Raw genomic sequence first — 15,293 nt, 5'->3', positions numbered from 1 at the left:
CGCACGACGCACGAGGAACCACCTTCACCATGCGAGAGACACCCAGGGGCGCGTGGCGGCCCGTCGCCGCCGCGATGTTCGTCTGCGGCTGGGGCGGCAACCAGTTCACCCCGCTGCTGCTCATGTACCGCGACCAAGGCGGCTATTCGGCGCTCAGCGTCGACGCGTTCCTCGGGGCCTACGTCGTCGGTCTGGTGCCCGGTCTGCTGCTCGGCGGCCCGCTGTCGGACCGGCGGGGCCGCCGGCCGGTGCTGCTGCTGGGCACCGTCGCCTCCGCGCTCGCCAGTGTGGTGCTGTGCTTCGGCACCGACGGCGCCTGGCCGATCTACGCGGGCCGGCTGCTGACGGGGATCGCGGTCGGCGTCGCCATGTCGGTGGGCAGCTCCTGGGTGAAGGAACTGTCCACCGGCGCCGGCCCGGGGCTCGCCGCGCGCCGGGCCGCGCTCTGCCAGACGGCGGGCTTCGCCCTGGGCGCGGGGGTGGCGGGCGCGCTGGCGCAGTGGGGACCGTGGCCCATGGTGACGCCGTACATCGTGCACGTCCTGATCACCGTGGCCGTACCGGTGCTGCTGCTGCGGGTGCCGGAGACCCGGGTGGCCGACGCGGCGGCGGGCGCCCCGGAGCGGGGGCTGCTGCGGGGGCTGCTGGCCGACCTGCGGGTCCCCGCTCCGGCGCGGCGCCGCTTCCGGCTGGTGGTGCTGCCGATGGCGCCCTGGGTGTTCGGCGCGGCAGGGCTGGCGTACGCGGTGATGCCGCAGCTGGTGCGGACGCGGGTCGGCCACTGGGGTCTGGCCTACGCGACGGCGCTGACGGTGCTGACCCTGGGCACCGGCGCGGCCGTGCAGCCCCTGGCGGCGCGGTTGCGGCGGGCGGGCGGCGGCAAGGGGCGTGCCGGTGTCGTGGCGATGGCGCTGATGCTGCTCGGTACCGTGCTGTGCGCGCTGAACGCGGTGGCGCGTTCCCCGTGGCTGGCCGTGGCGGCGGCCGTCACCCTGGGCGCGGCCTACGGCATCGCGGTGGTCTCCGGGCTGCTCGAGGTGCAGCGGATGGCGGACGCGGAGGATCTGGCGGGTCTGACGGGCCTGTACTACGCGCTCGCCTACTCGGGTTTCCTGCTGCCGACCGTGCTGGCGCTGTTCTCGGAGTGGCTGTCGTACCCGGTGATGCTGTCCGCCGTGGCGGTGGTGGCGCTGTGCTGTCTCGTTCTGGTGGTGCGCGGTGCGGCGGCGGCCGTGCCGCCGGTCGCGCGGACGGTGCGGGGCGGGCTCGGGGCAGGTGATAGGGCGGCCGACGCCAGCGGTCGGCGTTAGCGACGGCCGCCCTGCGCGGGGTGCTCGCGTCCCGACGCGGGCACCGCACGCGGGATCGACCTCACGGCACCCGGGGCGTGCGGAAGTTACGCCCCACTCGAACGGGCCGGGAGATCGAGGGACCGGGTCCCGCAGGACCGTTCGCGGAGTCGGGACGCCGGTTTCCCTGCTGGTTCAAGGGTCTCTCCGGACCCGGGGGCAGGGGGCCACTGTCGCGCCCGACCACCTTAGACCGTCCGTGCGCCCGGCTCCAGACGGCCGTCCGGCCATGTCGCGTTCCGGGCGGCGTGATTTCCGCGGGCGGACGGGGCGGAGGGCGTCAGCGCGGGGTGCGGCGCAGTACGAGGGTGAGGAAGCCGAAGGCGTCCCGGTAGGTGGTGAGCCACTCGGCGCGGCGGTCGGCGGCCGTCCGCAGTGCTTCCGCGCTGTCGGGTCCGTCGGGGCGGTCCAGGGCCCATTCGGCCAGCGCGCCCCACAACGACCATTCGTAGGCGTCCCGTTCGGCCCAGGTGCTGACATGGCCGTGGACGGGGGTCCAGCCGTCGGCGGCCACGCGGTCCACGGTGGTCGCGAGATCGGTGAGGTCGCCGAGGAGCGCGACGGCCTCGGCGGTGGGCGCGTTCTCCCAGAAGCCCTCGCCGATCAGGACGGTGCCGTCGGGGGCGAGGTGGCCGCGGGCCGCGGCGAGGGTGGGGAGCAGTCCGCCGAAGGCATGGGTGGCGCCGACGCTGAGCACCACGTCGAACGGCCGCGACGCGGTGAACTCCGCGGCGTCCGCGTGGTGCAGGACGAGGCGGTCGCCGACGCCGCGCGCGTCGGCCTCGCGGCGGGCCCGCGCCAGGGAGTCCGCGGAGGTGTCGACGCCCTCGGCGCGCAGGTCCGGGTGGTCGGCCAGGGCCCGCAGAAGCCATTCGGCAGTGCCGCAGCCGAGGTCGAGCACGCGCGCGTCCCCGCGCCGGACGGCGCGGTCCAGGAGCCGGTGTACGGAGTCGTCGTCGAGCGGGGCCTTGACCGGGTGTCCGGTGTGGGCGAGGGCGGAGATCTGTTCGCGGTTCACCGGCGCAGCCTGGCAGCACCGGGGACGGCGGCGCACCCCGTTTTCCGTCGCCGTCCCCGGTGTGCGGGTCATCCGGAGAGCGCTTCGAGGGACCGGCCCTTGGTGGAGGTCGACAGGGCGAGGGTCACCACGCAGCCCGCGGCGAGGACCACGCAGATCAGCGTGAAGACACCGGTGAACCGCAGCGAGGCGTACATAGTGCCGATGATCATGGGTGCGGTGATGCCGCCGACGCGGCTGAACGCATCGGAGGTCGCGGCGGCCATCGAGCGCAGTGCGGTCGGGTAGACCTCCGGGAGGTAGGTGTACAGCGGGGCGTACAGGCCGTTGAGGAAGAAGCCCAGCAGGATGCTGAGGACGAGGACCGCCGTGTCGCCGCCGGCCTGAGACACCAGGTAGGCGCAGACGGTGGAGGCGGCGAGGCAGGTGACGATGGACCATTTGCGGTCGGTGCGGTCGGCGAGCCACGCCGCCGGGTAGTAGCCGGCGACCTGGGCGATCTCCACCAGCAGCGCGTAGCCGAAGCTGTCGGTGATGCTCATGCCGCGGTCCAGGAGCATGCTCGGCAGGAACGTCAGGAAGCCGTAGTAGGCGAAGCTGGCGATGAAGAACATGGTCCAGGTGACGACGGTCTGCCGGATGTACGGGCCCTGCCAGAGGGCGGCGAACTGCCGTGCCGCGCTCAGATCGGTGGCGCGGTCGGCCGCCGGGGAGGGTTCGGGGTCGGGCAGGGGCCGTCCGGTGCGTCGCCGCACCTGTTCCTCCAGTTCGGCGACGACCGCCTCGGCCTCCGCGTCGCGTCCCTTGAGCAGCAGGTACCTCGGGGACTCCGGCAGACTGCGGCGCCACCACAGGGCGAGGACGACGGGCAGCCCGACCAGCACCAGGCCCCACCGCCAGCCGTGGTCGACGCGGGCCACGACGAACGTGCCGATGAGCGCGGCCAGGACGTAGCCGAGGCCGAAGAACCCGGCCAGGGAGCCGACGTAGGCGGCGCGGGCCTTCTTCGGCGCGAACTCGGCGAGGTAGGGGATGACGATGTTGACGTTGACGCCGACGCCCACTCCGGCGAGGAAGCGCAGGACCAGGAGCACCGTGTAGTCGGGCGCGAGCGAGGAGAGCAGCGTGCAGCCGCTGTAGAGGACGAGGGACCACAGCAGCAGGGGTTTGCGGCCGAGGCGGTTGCCGGCCAGGGCGAGGGCCAGGTCGCCGGCGAACGCGCCCGCGAGGGTGGCGCTCGCGATCAGTCCCTGTTCGGAGCCGCTCAGTGCGAACGCCGTGGTGATCAGCGGCAGCAGGAACGACATGATGCCCAGGTCGAGACCGTCCAGTGTGGTGCTGAGGCCGCCCTGGGCGAGGATGCGGCCCTGCAACCGGGTCATGGGGAGCCGGTCGACGCGTGCGGTGAGCCGTGCGGCGGTGTCGGGCGGGGAGGCGTCGGCGACGGCGGTGGTGCCCGGGGCTGAGGTGCCCGGACCTTGCTGACTCTGCTCGGATGTCATGGCCCGTCGGCCTTTCGGTGCGGGGGCGGCCCCGTCTCCGCGGCGCGGAGGACGGGGCGGCCGTCGGTGGGCGGATGCGGGCCGGGCGGTCCGTGGCAGCGGTGCCGCCCGGCCCGGTCGAGCTGTCGCTGAGGGCCCGGTCGAGCTGTCGCTGAGGGCTCGGGTCAGCTGTCGCTGAGGGCCCGGTTCAGCCGCCGTACGGGATGAAAGCCGTCCCGTACAGCCGGAGCCAGTTGCCGCCGACGACGGCCTCCGCCTCCGCGGCGGTGAAGCCGAACCGCCCGGTGAGCCGGTCCGCGACGCGGGCTAGGCCGCGGGCGTCGGTGAGCCACTCCGTGGTGTCGCCGTCCCCCGGGGACAGGTCGGCGCCGCGCTGTGCGCCGCGGGTCCAGCGGCCCTTGCGCATCCAGGCGAACTCGGCGGGCCCGGCCTTCGGGCTGAGGTCGGTGCCGACGGCGACGTGCCGCACGCCCATCAGGTCGACGGTGCGGGCGACCATCGCGCACCAGTCGTCCAGTGTCCCGGCGTACCGGCCGGAGATGGACCGGTACGTCGCCAGTCCGAGAACGCCGTCGCGGGCGGCCAGCGCCTTCAGGGTGGCGTCGTCGACGTTGCGCGGATGGCCGTACAGGGAGCGGGGGTTGGCGTGGGTGACGGCCACGGGTACGGCGGAGTGGTCGATGGCGTCGCGCCGGGTGCGTTCCCCGGAGTGGGACAGGTCCACCAGCATCCCGGCGGCGTTCATCTCGCGGACGACTTCGCGCCCGAAGCGGGTCAGGCCGGGGTCGTGCTCCTCGTAGCAGGATCCCCCGAGCTCGTTGGTGTTGTTGTACGTCAGCTGCATCACCCGCAGCCCCATGGCGTGGAAGTGGCGGACGAAGCCGAGCCGGCCCTGGAGCGGGGAGGCGTTCTGCGCGCCGAGCACGATCGCGGTCCGGCCCTCGGCGCGGGCCCGTCCGATGTCGGCGGTGTCCCGGGCGAGGAGCACCAGGTCGGCGTGGTCCGTCGCCAGGTCGTGCCACGCGGCGAGGGCGTCCATCGTCTCGACGGCGTCCTCCCAGAAGGCCACGGTGGCGGTGGCGCAGAGCACGCCGCCCGCGCGCAGCTGCTCGAACACCTCGCGGTCGTACGGTCCACACTGCAGCCCGTCGACGACCGGCGGCGGCGTCACGAGGCCACCCCCGCCGGTTCGTCCTCGCCGGCCTCGGCGAGGATCTCGCCGCCTGGCCCGAACACGGAGTCCCCGGCGTGGGTGCGGGAGAGCGGGCTGTCGGGGGTGAGGGCGAGTTCGGCCTCCGCGACCACCTGCCGCCAGCGGGCCGCCGGCACCCGGACGCCGTGGGTCAGCGCCCGCAGGTCGGCGGCGTCGGGTCCGGTGGCGGGGCCGCCGGGGGCCGTGCGGGCGGTGACCGAGTCCGGGGTGAGGGTGAGCAGCACGCCGTGGCGCGCCGCGAGCGGCACCAGCGCGCGGACCGCCCAGTCGGTGCCGGGGGCGGCCAGTCTGGCCACCCCGTCGGTCAGCGCGCCGGCGACGGCCAGGTCGAGCAGGTCGGCGGCGGTGGCGAGGGCCGGACGGCCGGCTCCGGCGGGGATGCGGAAGGCCCGGGGGTCGTCCGGGTCCGGTACGGGCCGGTGGTGGGCGGCGCGCAGCGCGGGCAGGTCGGCGAGGAGTCCGGCCAGGCCGTCGAGGCCGTGGGTCTCGGCGGTGACGACGAGGTCGCGGGCCGCGGCGACCGTGCCGGACGGCAGGGCGGTGGTGAGCAGGACGCGGCCGGTCATCAGCCGCAGCTCGCGTACGGAGATGTCCAGTACGGCGTCGGCGGGGGTGGGGCCGGAGGCGGGGGTGGGAGTGGTCATGCGTGCTCCTCGTCGTGCGCGGCGGCGGCCGGGCGGGCGGGCAGTTCCCAGTCGGTGCCGTGGTCGCCGGGCGGGGTGTGCCGGGTGGGGGCGCCGTGGAACAGCAGCCCGAGGACGTTGCGTCCGGCCGAGTCGGCGGTCTTGTCCAGGCCGTGCACGGCCGCGTTGAGGAACCGCACGATGTGCACCGGGAGGAACGCGTCGTCGGCGGTGTTCATGTGCGGGCTGTGCAGGGCCGTGCCGGCGAGTCCCTGGACGCGGGTGACGGTGTCGCGGTGCTCGGGGTGGCGCACGCGGAAGACGCCCACGCTCTCGCGGGGGTCGGCCGCCCGCAGGTCCCGGGCCAGGGCCTGGAGCGCGCGGGGCAGGTTGAGCTGCCAGTCCAGTCCCTCGGTCACCTCTTCTCCGGGGCCGCGGCGCGGCTCCTCGGCGGCGCGCGACTTGTACCAGACGTGGCGCAGCGCGCCCGGTGCGGTGAGGTCGGTGCCGAGCGCCCAGCCGTAGGCGTCCTCCAGGTGGGCGAGGAGCGCGGCGACGGGTTCCTCGGGGCGGGCGGTGAGCGTCTCGTCGACGCGCTGCTCATCGACGAGGGGGTCGGTCAGGTCGGGGACGCTGTCGATGAGGACGCCGGCCAGCGCCTCGACGGCGGCCTCGTCCAGTTCGGCGTTCCACCGGGTCCACAGGCGGGGCAGCGCGTCGTCGGCGGCCGGCTCGGCCAGGGCGTCCAGTTGCTCCAGGGCGCGGCGCAGGGAGATGCCGAGGCCGGTGGGCGAACCGAAGACGCCGTAGACGGTCGGGTCCTGTTCGTGGAAGCGGACGGTGCGTTCGACGCGGTCGCGTATCGCGGTGAGGTGGGGAGCGCCGCGCCGGGCGTACAGCGCCCGGGTGAGGGCCTGTTCGCGCAGGGCCAGCCAGCGGTCGACGAGCCGGGGGTGGTTGCCGGTGAAGAAGACCAGGCCGAGCGCGGAGGCGTTGCCGAGGCCGAGGCCGCGGCGGAGTTCCGCGTCCAGGGGGACCGCGTCGGGGCCGCGGTGCCGGGCGAGGTGTTCGGCGAGGTCGGCGGCGAACTCCCGCATCAGGTACGCGGCGAGCATCTGGGCGTGCAGGGGCGCGGCCAGCGGGTGGTTGCCGGGGAGCGCGGCGAACGACCGGGTGCCGAAGGTGCCGTTGCCGTCGAGACCGGTGTTGCGCATCAGGTAGCCGACGTCCCACAGGCGGCGCGCGTCGGGCTGCCGGCCGGTGGCGAGGGCGTCGACGACGTGCTCGAACAGGCGCAGGCTGCGGTTGGAGCGGCACCACACGAGGGTGTGGGCGGTGGCCCGGCCCGCGTAGAGCTTGGGCAGTTCGCGGCGGGTGTGCTCCAGGTCGGCCGCGTCGGCGGTGCCGTCGAAGAGGGCGCCGGTCATGTCCCAGTCGGTGCCGACGATGCGGCTGGTGCGGCCTTCCAGGCGGGGGGCGAAGGAGAACGCCACGAAGTCGAACGGGCCGGAGGGGGTGTGCACGCGGTAGCGCGCCCGGCCCCTGGACCCGGCGTCGATGTCGAATTCCAGGCACTCGACACGCCATCGCTGCCGGGTCATGCGGTGCACGAGGGCCCGGCTCGCGCTGAGCCGCGTCGGCGGCAGCAGGGCGAGCCGCTCGGGCCGCAGCAACCGGGCCGGGGACCGGCCGAGGCTCGGCGTGGGCGGGGCGAAGGGGGTGGTGGGTGTGGTCATGGGCCTTTCCACGGGGAAGGGTCGGGTGCTCGGGTGCTCGGGGAGCCTGGCGGTGCGGGGTGATGGGGCGGTGAGCGCCCCACGTGGGCGCCGGGCGCGGGGTGCGCAGGGGTCGTCGGGCGCGGGATGCGCGGGAGTCGGGGCGGCGCGCGGGCTGGGAAGCCACGACGCCGCGGGGGGGCAACTCGTGGCGGGGTGCCGGCCGCCGGCCTGTGTGATGCGGCGCCGGCCTGTGTGTCGTGACGTCGGCCTGTGTGTGTGACGTCGGCCTGTGTGATGCGGCGTCGGCCTGTGTGGCTCGGTGTCGGCACATGGCGTCGCGCCACCGGTCGGAGGAACGCGGCGACCGGTGAAAGCCACCGTTCAGGGCGTCGGCCGGTGCGTACCGCGGGTCGGGCGCCGCGCCGCCGTGCATGACGCGGTGCGCGGCACACCGCCGGGCCACGGCATCCGGGTGGGCCGGGGGTGTGCGGCACGGGTGCGCGACACCGCGTGCGGTGTGGCGACGGCCGTACGCCTCGTGGGCGTGGCGGCCGGTGCGCGGCGGATCGCCGCGCCGTCCGCGCGGCCGGTCAGGCGCGCAGGCCGAACGCCGCGCCGTCGAGACGCAGCAGAGGCTCGATGCGGTGGGTCAGGGGCCGCAGCACGGCGAGGGCACCGGCGGAGGTGATGCGGTCGCGCGGGCCGTGGACGCTGAGCGCGGCGACGGTCCGGCCGTCCTCCCGGCAGAGCGGCACCGCCAGCGCCGCGACACCGTCCTCGGCGTCGTCGGTCGAGGTGGCCCAGCCGGTGGCGCGGATGAGCGCGATGTCGTCCTCCGACGGCAGCGGGACCCCCCGCCGGGCCGGCACGGCGGCGCTCTCCTCGTCGGCCAGGGCGTACAGCAGCCGCCCGGTGGCACTGCTGTGCAGTGGCAGCCGGTCGCCCAGGAGCAGCGTGGCGTGCAGGGCCCGGCCGGGTTCGGCGCGCTGCACGACCCGGGCCGTGTCGCTGTCCAGTACGGCGATGCTCACCACCTCACCGGCGGCACGCGCGGCCTCGGCCAGGAGGGGTGAGGTCCGCTCCCCCACCCCGGCCTGGCGCAGCGCGGTGTGCCCCAGGTGGGCGGGGCGCAGTGTCAGCCGGTACGCGCCGTCGGGGAGCCGTTCCATCCAGCCGCCGGACTCCAGCGTCACCAGGTGCCGGTGCACCTCGGCACGCGGGGCGCCGACCTCGCGGGCGAGCGAGGAGACACGGACGGGTTCGTCGAGGCCGGCGAGGTGGTCGAGGAGCGCCAGTGCCTTCAGCACGGTGCTCAGGGGGCGGGTCGAGCGGGGGGAGGAGTCCTCGCCGCCGCTTGTCACTATATGCATGACACTGTCCTTCTCTGCGAGACGGCGGAACTCTAGGTGTACACCCGGGGTGCCACAAGACAATCGCTGTTACTTTTTGCCGAGCGGACCCCGGCCCGGCCGCTCCCCCCGTCGCACGCGGACGACTCCCCCTGTCACCCGCGGACGACTCCCCCGGTCACACGCCGACCGGTGACCTGCCCGGCGCGGCGAACCGCTCCAGCGGGGTGAGGCTCGGGTGGCCCTCCAGATCCTCGTCGGTCAGGAAGCGCGCCAGGACGTCGCTGAAGTCCTTGGGCCGCTCCAGGTGGACGACGTGCCCGCTGCCCTTCATCGTGGTGAACACTGCGCCGGGGATGCTCGCGGCGACCGCGCGGGCGCGCTGCGGCGGGCAGAGCCGGTCGTGCTCCCCGCTCACACACAGCGCCCGTACGCCGCGGATGCCCTCGGGGTGGTTGAAGGGGTGCCGCAGCAACCGGTCGTTGGCGGCGGCGTAGCGTTCCGCGTCGTGCGGGTCGGCGGCCTCCAGGATTCGACGCAGCACCTCCGCCGCCTGGTGCGGGTGGGCCGCCAGGCACTCGGGACGGCGGCACACCAACTGGTCGACGGCGCGCCGCGCGAACTCCGGCATCGCGCCCGCCCGCAGCAGCTCGCTGGAGGCAGCCAGCGCCTCCCGCGCGTCCGCCGGCAGGGAGGGGGTGGCGCCGACCAGTGCCAGGCGCGCCACCCGGTCCGCGTGGCGGTGCGCGTAGCGGTAGGCGATGGCGGTGCCGTACGACACGGCGATGATGTTGACCCGCTCCAGCGCGAGTTCGTCCAGGAGGTGTCCCAGCGCGTCGCCCATGAAGTCGAAACCGTGGTCGGCGGGCAGGTCGTCGGCGGTGCCCAGTCCGGGCAGTTCCACGTTGACGAGGGTCGCCGCCCGAGCCCAGGGGCGCTCCGAACGCCGGTTGGAATGCATCGTCTGGTACGCGCCGCCCAGCACCACGACGGGTTCCGTGCGCGGCGCGGGCTGTTCCACTACCCGGCAGCCGAACCGGAACCCCTCGAAGACGCTGTGATGGATGAACTCCACATCTACTCCCGACCTGTTCGACTCGCTTACCGGCGGTCAACGAGCGGTGCCCGTGCCCGGTCACCCCGTGGCGGTCACTGCGAGCGAAAGGATTCGGCGCGCTGCCCCGTCCGCCTTACATGCGGTTGCGGGTGTTGACGCGGTGCGCGGCGCGCGAGGGCCGGTCGCGGAAGGGGTCGGGAGCCTCGGAGCGCGCGGGCGCGGCGAGGGGCTGGAGCCGCATCGCCGACCGTGCGGCTCCAGCCCCTCCCCATGTCCTCACCGGCCGGTTCGATGCCCGAGGCGACTCCCGCTCACCCGGGCGGGCGGGGAGGACGGCGGGGGTGCGAGACACGCGCCTCGGGGGTGCGCGCGGTGTCTCGCACACGTGGGGCGTCCCCGGACGTGCCGGGTCCGCGGACGTGCGGTGCCGGGGTCCGGCCTCCGGCGCACCCGGCGCGGTTCGCGCCGTTCCCGCTCCGTCGGCCGGTCGCCGGTCCGTCCGCCGCTGACGAGTCTCCTCCGCCGGGGCGCCGCGCGATAGGGCCGGGCCGCTTCTGGCCTGAACCGTGTTGGACACTTGCGCCGGCCGCGCACGGCACCCAGGTCGGCAAGGGGTCCGCCGGGGTCGTCGCCACGGCGACGGTCGGGTTCGACTCGTCCTGTCCCGCCTGGACATGATGGGTGATTCTGCGGGAAGACGCGTCGGGAGAGTTGTACCCATGGATCACGTACTCCGGAACGGGTACGCCGAAACACGTCATCTCGCCTCGGGGGAAGACGTCGGGGTGACCCGCGCCGCGCACGGGGAGGGATTTGACGGCGGTGGCGTGGCCCATCCCCACCCGGTGTCCGATGACCGCCCACGCCGCCGCCCCGTACGGCGAGCCGAAGCACACGGGCCGCAGCCCGGGGAACCGCCGCAGCAGTCCGGACGCCGCCCGGGACGCCGGCGGGAGGGGACCGATCTCGGCCCGTACCGCTCCCCCGCCCGCCGGGGCCCGGTCCTGCCGTACGGCCGCGGTGACGGTGGCGCCCCGTCGTCCGAGGGGAAGGCCAGCCGCGGCACACCGTCGTGCCCACCCCGGTGGGCGCGGGGGTGAACCCCTCCAGGAAGCGCAGGGCCGCCGCGAGGGAGAACGGACCCTCGGGGGTGGGGACCACGGTGCTCGCCGTCAGCCTCCGTGCACGGTCAGGCGGTAGCCCTCGGGTCCGGTGAACGTGAACATCGGACCGAACGGGCTCTCCAGCAGCGGGCCGACGTCCGGCGTGCCCGCGTCGACGAGCCGGTCGCGCAGCGCGCCGGCGTCGGGGGCGCGCAGCCACAGCGCGACGCCGAGGCCGGGCCGGGCGTCGCCGGTGAGGTCGACGCCGGGGAGCGGCTCGCGGACGGCGAAGGGGACCGGGGTCGTGGTGAAGACGACCGCGCCGGGCGGCGAGGCGGGGGCGCGGCGCAGCCCGAGGCGCTCCTCGAAGAAGGCGGCGGCGGCAGGCACGTCCCGGACCTGCAGGGCGATGAAGTCGGGACCTTCCACGGCGACGGACATGGCTTCCTCCGGTGGATGCGGCTCCGGACCCGTCCGGAGCGCTCGATGTCAGAACTTTGACATCACCTACCGTAGGTACCGCTCCGCCTCCATGTCAAAATGCTGACATGGAGAACCGAGAGCCCGTCCCCGCACCCCACCCCGCGAAGGACGTCACCGAACACGTGGGCTACCGCCTCAAGCGCACCGCCGCCGCCCTGCGCGGCGCCATGGACCGGGCCCTGCGCGTCCACGGCCTCACCGTGCCGCAGTACTCCTGCCTGGAGCTGCTGGACGAGCGGCCCGGCCTGTCCAACGCCGACCTCGCCCGCGGCACCTTCGTCACCCGGCAGTCCGCCAACGTCGTCCTGCGCGGCCTCGCGGAGGCCGGTCTCATCACCCGGGCGGCCACCAGCGACCACGGCCGGGCACTGCCCGTCCACCTCACGGAGGCCGGCCGGGAGCGGCTGCACGTGGCGCGCGGCGCCGTCTACGCCATCGAGACGCGGATGATCGAGGCCGTGCCCGAGCGGCGCCTCACGGAGTTGCTCGCCGACCTCGACACCATGACCGCCGCGCTGGAGGAGTGAGACCGCGGGACCCGTGGCCCCCGGGGGGCGGGGCGGGCCGAGCGCACACACGCCGATCACATGTTCGGCCGGTCCTCCATAGGTGCATAGCGGCCCCGCGGGACAGCGGCCCCGGTCACTGTGGAACCGATGAGTGGGTGCGACGCAGATGAGCCATCGGAAGAGACCTGTTCTATCCGGGTCGCCACGGTCGATGACGGCCGACGCCTGGTGATCTCCCTGAGCGGGGAGTTCGACGTCGAGTCGGAGCTGGACGTCGAACTCGTCCTGGAGCTCGCCTCCCACGCCGAGTGCGTGGACCTGGACGTGTCCGGAGTGCGGTTCGCCGACTCCACCCTGCTGAACCTCATACTGCGGATGGCGGACAGGTTCCACCTGCGGCTCATCGGGCCGCTCCGGCCACAGCTCGACCAGTTGCTGCGGCTCACCGGGATCTTCGCCCGGTTCGCCCCGCTCATGGTCGGCGACGAGGGGCCGGCATGAGGGCGTACGAAGCGAGCGCGGCCACATCCGGCCCGGGGGGCGGGACCATCGACACGGACGGGTGCTTGTCGTGCTTCTGGGGCGGGGGGACCAAGACCTGGCCGGGCACCCTGGGCGAGTCCCCGGCCCTGCTGCGTGTCGACGGCGACCGGGCGTCCGTCGGGGTCGCGCGGCGGGCCGCCCGGCGGTACGCGGCGGTCTGCTGCCCCCGTCTCGACCCAGGGCACGTGGAGCTGGTGGCGTCGGAGCTGTGCACCAACGCGCTGCGGTACGCCGACGGCTGGTGGCGGCTGCGGGTGCACGCCCACCGCGACCGGCTCGTCCTCGACGTGGACGACGACTGCTCCGTCCTGCCCCGGACCCGGGTGCCCGACCTGGAGCACGGCTCGGGGGGCCTCGGCCTGGTACTGGTGGAGGAACTCGCCGAGGAGTGCCGCGTCATCCGGCACCCCGGCGGCAAGACCGTACGGGCGGTCTTCGCCCGCTGAACACGCCTGCCGGCGTCAGCCCCCGGACCGGCCCGCCGGGCGGCGGCGCGCCCCGGCCTCCCACAGGCACCAGGTCGACCACAGCAGCAGGACCAGGAAGGCGGCGAGCAGCCCCAGCAGCAGCACGGTCTGCCGTGCCGAGCCGTCACCCCTGACCACGCCGAGCAACAGGCAGAAGGACCAGGCGAGCACGCCGCCCGTGTACACGGCCCTGAGCTGTCGCAACTGAGACACCGAACCCATCGTCACCCTTCCGACCGACCCTCACGTTGATCACCCGGTACCCCGAACCGCCGTTCTCACCGCACGCGTCCGGGGGAAACCGGGACCGCCACCGGCGAGCGGGTCCGGGACCGCCGCCGGTGATCGGCGACGGTCCCGGACCCGGAGGCCCGAGTTCAGCGGTGTGCGGAGCGCCGGGAGGTCACAGCGTGCGCTCCAGGCGCTCGGCGACCAGCTTCACGAAGCGCGCCGGCTCCTTCGGCTGACCGCCCTCCGCGAGCACCGCGAGGCCGTGCAGCAGCTCCGCGGTCTCCACGAGCGCCGTGCGGTCCTCGCGCGCGGTGTACGCCTCGTTGAGTCCCTTGACCAACACGTGGTCGGGGTTCAGCTCCAGGATGCGCTTGGTCTCCGGCACCTCCTGGCCCATCGCCCGGTACATCTGCTCCAGCGCCGGGGTCAGGTCGTGGGAGTCGGAGACGACACAGGCCGGGGAGACGGTGAGCCGCGACGACAGGCGCACGTCCTTGACCTCCTCGCCCAGTTGCTCCTTCATCCAGCCGAGCAGACCCGCGTAGTCGGCGGTCTGCTTCTCCCGCTCCTCCTCGGACTTGCCGTCCTCGTCGGGGCCGAGGTCGATGTCGCCCTTGGCCACGGACCGCAGGGGCTTGCCGTCGAACTCGCCGACGGCGTCGGCCCAGACCTCGTCGACGGCGTCGGTGAGCAGCAGCACCTCGATGCCCCGGTCCCGGAACGCCTCCATGTGCGGGGAGTTCTCGATGGACTGCCGGGAGTCGCCGGTCATGTAGTAGACGGCGTCCTGGCCGTCCTTCATCCGCTCCACGTACCCCTTGAGCGTGGTGGGCTCGTCGTCGGAGCGGGTGCTGGCGAAGGAGGCGACGGCGAGGAGCGCGTCGCGGTTGTCGGCGTCGGTGACCAGTCCCTCCTTCAGGACGGCGCCGAACTCCCGCCAGAAGGTGGCGTACTTGTCCGGGGAGCCGGTCATCAGCTCCTTGACCGACGACAGCACCTTCTTCGTCAGCCGGCGCTGCATCAGCTGGATGTGCCGGTCCTGCTGGAGGATCTCGCGGGAGACGTTCAGCGACAGGTCGGCCGCGTCGACGACGCCCTTGACGAAGCGGAGGTACGGCGGCAGCAGCGCCTCGCAGTCGTCCATGATGAAGACGCGCTTGACGTAGAGCTGCACGCCGCGACGGTAGTTCTGGGTGAACAGGTCGTGCGGGGCGTGCGCGGGGACGAAGAGCAGCGCCTGGTACTCGAAGGTGCCCTCGGCCTGGAGGCGGATCGTCTCCAGCGGGTCACGCCAGTCGTGGCTGATGTGCTTGTACAGCTCGTGGTACTCGTCGTCGGACACCTCGTCCCGCGAGCGGGCCCACAGGGCCTTCATCGAGTTGAGCGTCTCGGGTTCCGGCACGGTGCCGTCCTCGCCCGGCCCGGACACCAGCCGGACGGGCCAGGTGATGAAGTCCGAGTAGCGCTTGACGATCTCGCGGATCTTCCACGGGGAGGTGTAGTCGTGGAGCGCGTCGTCGGAGTCGGCGGGCTTGAGGTGGAGGGTGACGGAGGTGCCCTGCGGGGCGTCGTCGATCGCGTCCAGGGTGTACGTGCCCTCGCCCCGGGAGGCCCAGCGGGTGCCCTTCTCCTCACCGGCGCGCCGGGTCACCAGGGTCATCTCGTCCGCGACCATGAACCCGGAGTAGAACCCCACGCCGAACTGGCCGATGAGCCCCTCGGCGTTGGCGCCCTCCTCCGCGGACTTCGCCTCCTGCAGCTCCTTCAGGAACTTCGCCGTCCCGGAGTTGGCGATGGTGCCGATGAGCTGCCCGACCTCCTCGTACGACATGCCGATGCCGTTGTCCCGCACCGTGAGGGTGCGGGCCTCGGCGTCGGCCTCGATCTCGATGTGCAGGTCGGAGACGTCGACGCCGAGCGAGTCGTCCCGCAGCGCCTCCAGACGCAGTTTGTCCAGTGCGTCGGACGCGTTGGAGACGAGTTCGCGCAGGAAGACGTCTTTGTTCGAGTAGACGGAGTGGATCATCAGTTGCAGCAACTGACGGGCTTCCACCTGGAACTCGAAGGTCTGGGCCGGCATGGTTGTCGAGCACCTCACAGGTCGGCTCTGGCGGACTGACGGGAGCTA

General features: G+C 73.9%; 14 protein-coding genes. 4 read left to right on the top strand and 10 right to left on the bottom strand.

Annotated elements, in window-relative coordinates; all coding sequences use genetic code 11:
• Positions 1 to 29 precede the first annotated feature (29 nt).
• Positions 30 to 1,310 (top strand): MFS transporter, encoded by a 1,281-nt coding sequence (locus tag UW392_RS08735; RefSeq protein WP_320774314.1) that lies wholly within the window; start codon positions 30 to 32, stop codon positions 1,308 to 1,310.
• Between the two features lie 319 nt (positions 1,311 to 1,629).
• Here UW392_RS08735 and UW392_RS08730 read toward each other — a convergent pair whose 3' ends face one another.
• The 8 genes from UW392_RS08730 to UW392_RS08695 all read right to left on the bottom strand — a co-directional run bounded on the left by UW392_RS08730 (position 1,630) and on the right by UW392_RS08695 (position 11,373).
• On the bottom strand, positions 1,630 to 2,367 hold the full coding sequence (locus UW392_RS08730; RefSeq protein WP_320774313.1) for a class I SAM-dependent methyltransferase: 738 nt from the start codon (positions 2,365 to 2,367) through the stop codon (positions 1,630 to 1,632).
• Positions 2,368 to 2,435: 68 nt separating this feature from the next.
• Positions 2,436 to 3,869 (bottom strand): MFS transporter, encoded by a 1,434-nt coding sequence (locus UW392_RS08725; RefSeq protein WP_320774312.1) that lies wholly within the window; start codon positions 3,867 to 3,869, stop codon positions 2,436 to 2,438.
• Positions 3,870 to 4,056: 187 nt separating this feature from the next.
• Complete coding sequence (locus UW392_RS08720) at positions 4,057 to 5,040, bottom strand: dipeptidase (RefSeq protein ID WP_320774311.1); 984 nt, start codon at positions 5,038 to 5,040, stop codon at positions 4,057 to 4,059.
• The gene (locus UW392_RS08715) at positions 5,037 to 5,726 is read right to left on the bottom strand and encodes a hypothetical protein (RefSeq protein ID WP_320774310.1); all 690 of its coding nucleotides are present in this window, start codon (positions 5,724 to 5,726) and stop codon (positions 5,037 to 5,039) included. The genes UW392_RS08720 and UW392_RS08715 overlap by 4 nt, the downstream gene beginning before the upstream one ends.
• The gene (locus tag UW392_RS08710) at positions 5,723 to 7,441 is read right to left on the bottom strand and encodes a hypothetical protein (protein WP_320774309.1); all 1,719 of its coding nucleotides are present in this window, start codon (positions 7,439 to 7,441) and stop codon (positions 5,723 to 5,725) included. Before UW392_RS08710 ends, UW392_RS08715 begins: the two co-directional genes overlap by 4 nt.
• A 572-nt stretch (positions 7,442 to 8,013) precedes the next feature.
• A complete protein-coding gene (locus UW392_RS08705; protein WP_320774308.1) occupies positions 8,014 to 8,793 on the bottom strand; it encodes an IclR family transcriptional regulator in 780 nt (259 codons plus the stop codon).
• A 157-nt stretch (positions 8,794 to 8,950) separates the two neighbouring features.
• Positions 8,951 to 9,847, bottom strand: coding sequence for an alpha/beta fold hydrolase (locus UW392_RS08700; RefSeq protein ID WP_320774307.1), 897 nt, complete (start codon positions 9,845 to 9,847; stop codon positions 8,951 to 8,953).
• Positions 9,848 to 11,001: 1,154 nt separating this feature from the next.
• Complete coding sequence (locus tag UW392_RS08695) at positions 11,002 to 11,373, bottom strand: VOC family protein (RefSeq protein WP_320774306.1); 372 nt, start codon at positions 11,371 to 11,373, stop codon at positions 11,002 to 11,004.
• Between the two features lie 107 nt (positions 11,374 to 11,480).
• Here UW392_RS08695 and UW392_RS08690 point away from each other — a divergent pair, with 107 nt between their 5' ends.
• From UW392_RS08690 to UW392_RS08680, 3 genes are all read left to right on the top strand, one after another.
• Positions 11,481 to 11,942, top strand: coding sequence for a MarR family winged helix-turn-helix transcriptional regulator (locus UW392_RS08690; protein WP_320774305.1), 462 nt, complete (start codon positions 11,481 to 11,483; stop codon positions 11,940 to 11,942).
• A 210-nt stretch (positions 11,943 to 12,152) separates the two neighbouring features.
• Positions 12,153 to 12,425, top strand: a complete 273-nt coding sequence (locus UW392_RS08685) for an STAS domain-containing protein (RefSeq protein WP_320774304.1) — start codon at positions 12,153 to 12,155, stop codon at positions 12,423 to 12,425.
• 65 nt (positions 12,426 to 12,490) lie between these two features.
• The gene (locus tag UW392_RS08680) at positions 12,491 to 12,913 is read left to right on the top strand and encodes an ATP-binding protein (protein ID WP_320774303.1); all 423 of its coding nucleotides are present in this window, start codon (positions 12,491 to 12,493) and stop codon (positions 12,911 to 12,913) included.
• A gap of 15 nt (positions 12,914 to 12,928) precedes the next feature.
• Here the strand turns inward: UW392_RS08680 and UW392_RS08675 are convergent, their stop codons facing one another.
• Positions 12,929 to 13,147, bottom strand: a complete 219-nt coding sequence (locus UW392_RS08675; RefSeq protein WP_320774302.1) for a hypothetical protein — start codon at positions 13,145 to 13,147, stop codon at positions 12,929 to 12,931.
• A 190-nt stretch (positions 13,148 to 13,337) separates the two neighbouring features.
• Positions 13,338 to 15,245: a molecular chaperone HtpG gene (gene htpG / locus UW392_RS08670; protein ID WP_320774301.1), complete on the bottom strand. Its 1,908-nt coding sequence runs from the start codon at positions 15,243 to 15,245 to the stop codon at positions 13,338 to 13,340.
• Between the last annotated feature and the right edge of the window lie 48 nt (positions 15,246 to 15,293).

It is taken from the genome of Streptomyces sp. CRN 30 (assembly GCF_034105845.1).
Note: the sequence above shows the minus strand (reverse complement) of the source record. Positions and strands in the feature narration are given on the sequence as shown.

Coding starts and splice junctions, on each gene's coding strand:
- htpG (WP_320774301.1), bottom strand. CDS start 15,245: ATGCCGGCCCAGACCTTCGAGTTCCAGGTGGAAGCCCGTCAGTTGCTG.
- UW392_RS08695 (WP_320774306.1), bottom strand. CDS start 11,373: ATGTCCGTCGCCGTGGAAGGTCCCGACTTCATCGCCCTGCAGGTCCGG.
- UW392_RS08705 (WP_320774308.1), bottom strand. CDS start 8,793: ATGCATATAGTGACAAGCGGCGGCGAGGACTCCTCCCCCCGCTCGACC.
- UW392_RS08690 (WP_320774305.1), top strand. CDS start 11,481: ATGGAGAACCGAGAGCCCGTCCCCGCACCCCACCCCGCGAAGGACGTC.
- UW392_RS08710 (WP_320774309.1), bottom strand. CDS start 7,441: ATGACCACACCCACCACCCCCTTCGCCCCGCCCACGCCGAGCCTCGGC.
- UW392_RS08735 (WP_320774314.1), top strand. CDS start 30: ATGCGAGAGACACCCAGGGGCGCGTGGCGGCCCGTCGCCGCCGCGATG.
- UW392_RS08715 (WP_320774310.1), bottom strand. CDS start 5,726: ATGACCACTCCCACCCCCGCCTCCGGCCCCACCCCCGCCGACGCCGTA.
- UW392_RS08725 (WP_320774312.1), bottom strand. CDS start 3,869: ATGACATCCGAGCAGAGTCAGCAAGGTCCGGGCACCTCAGCCCCGGGC.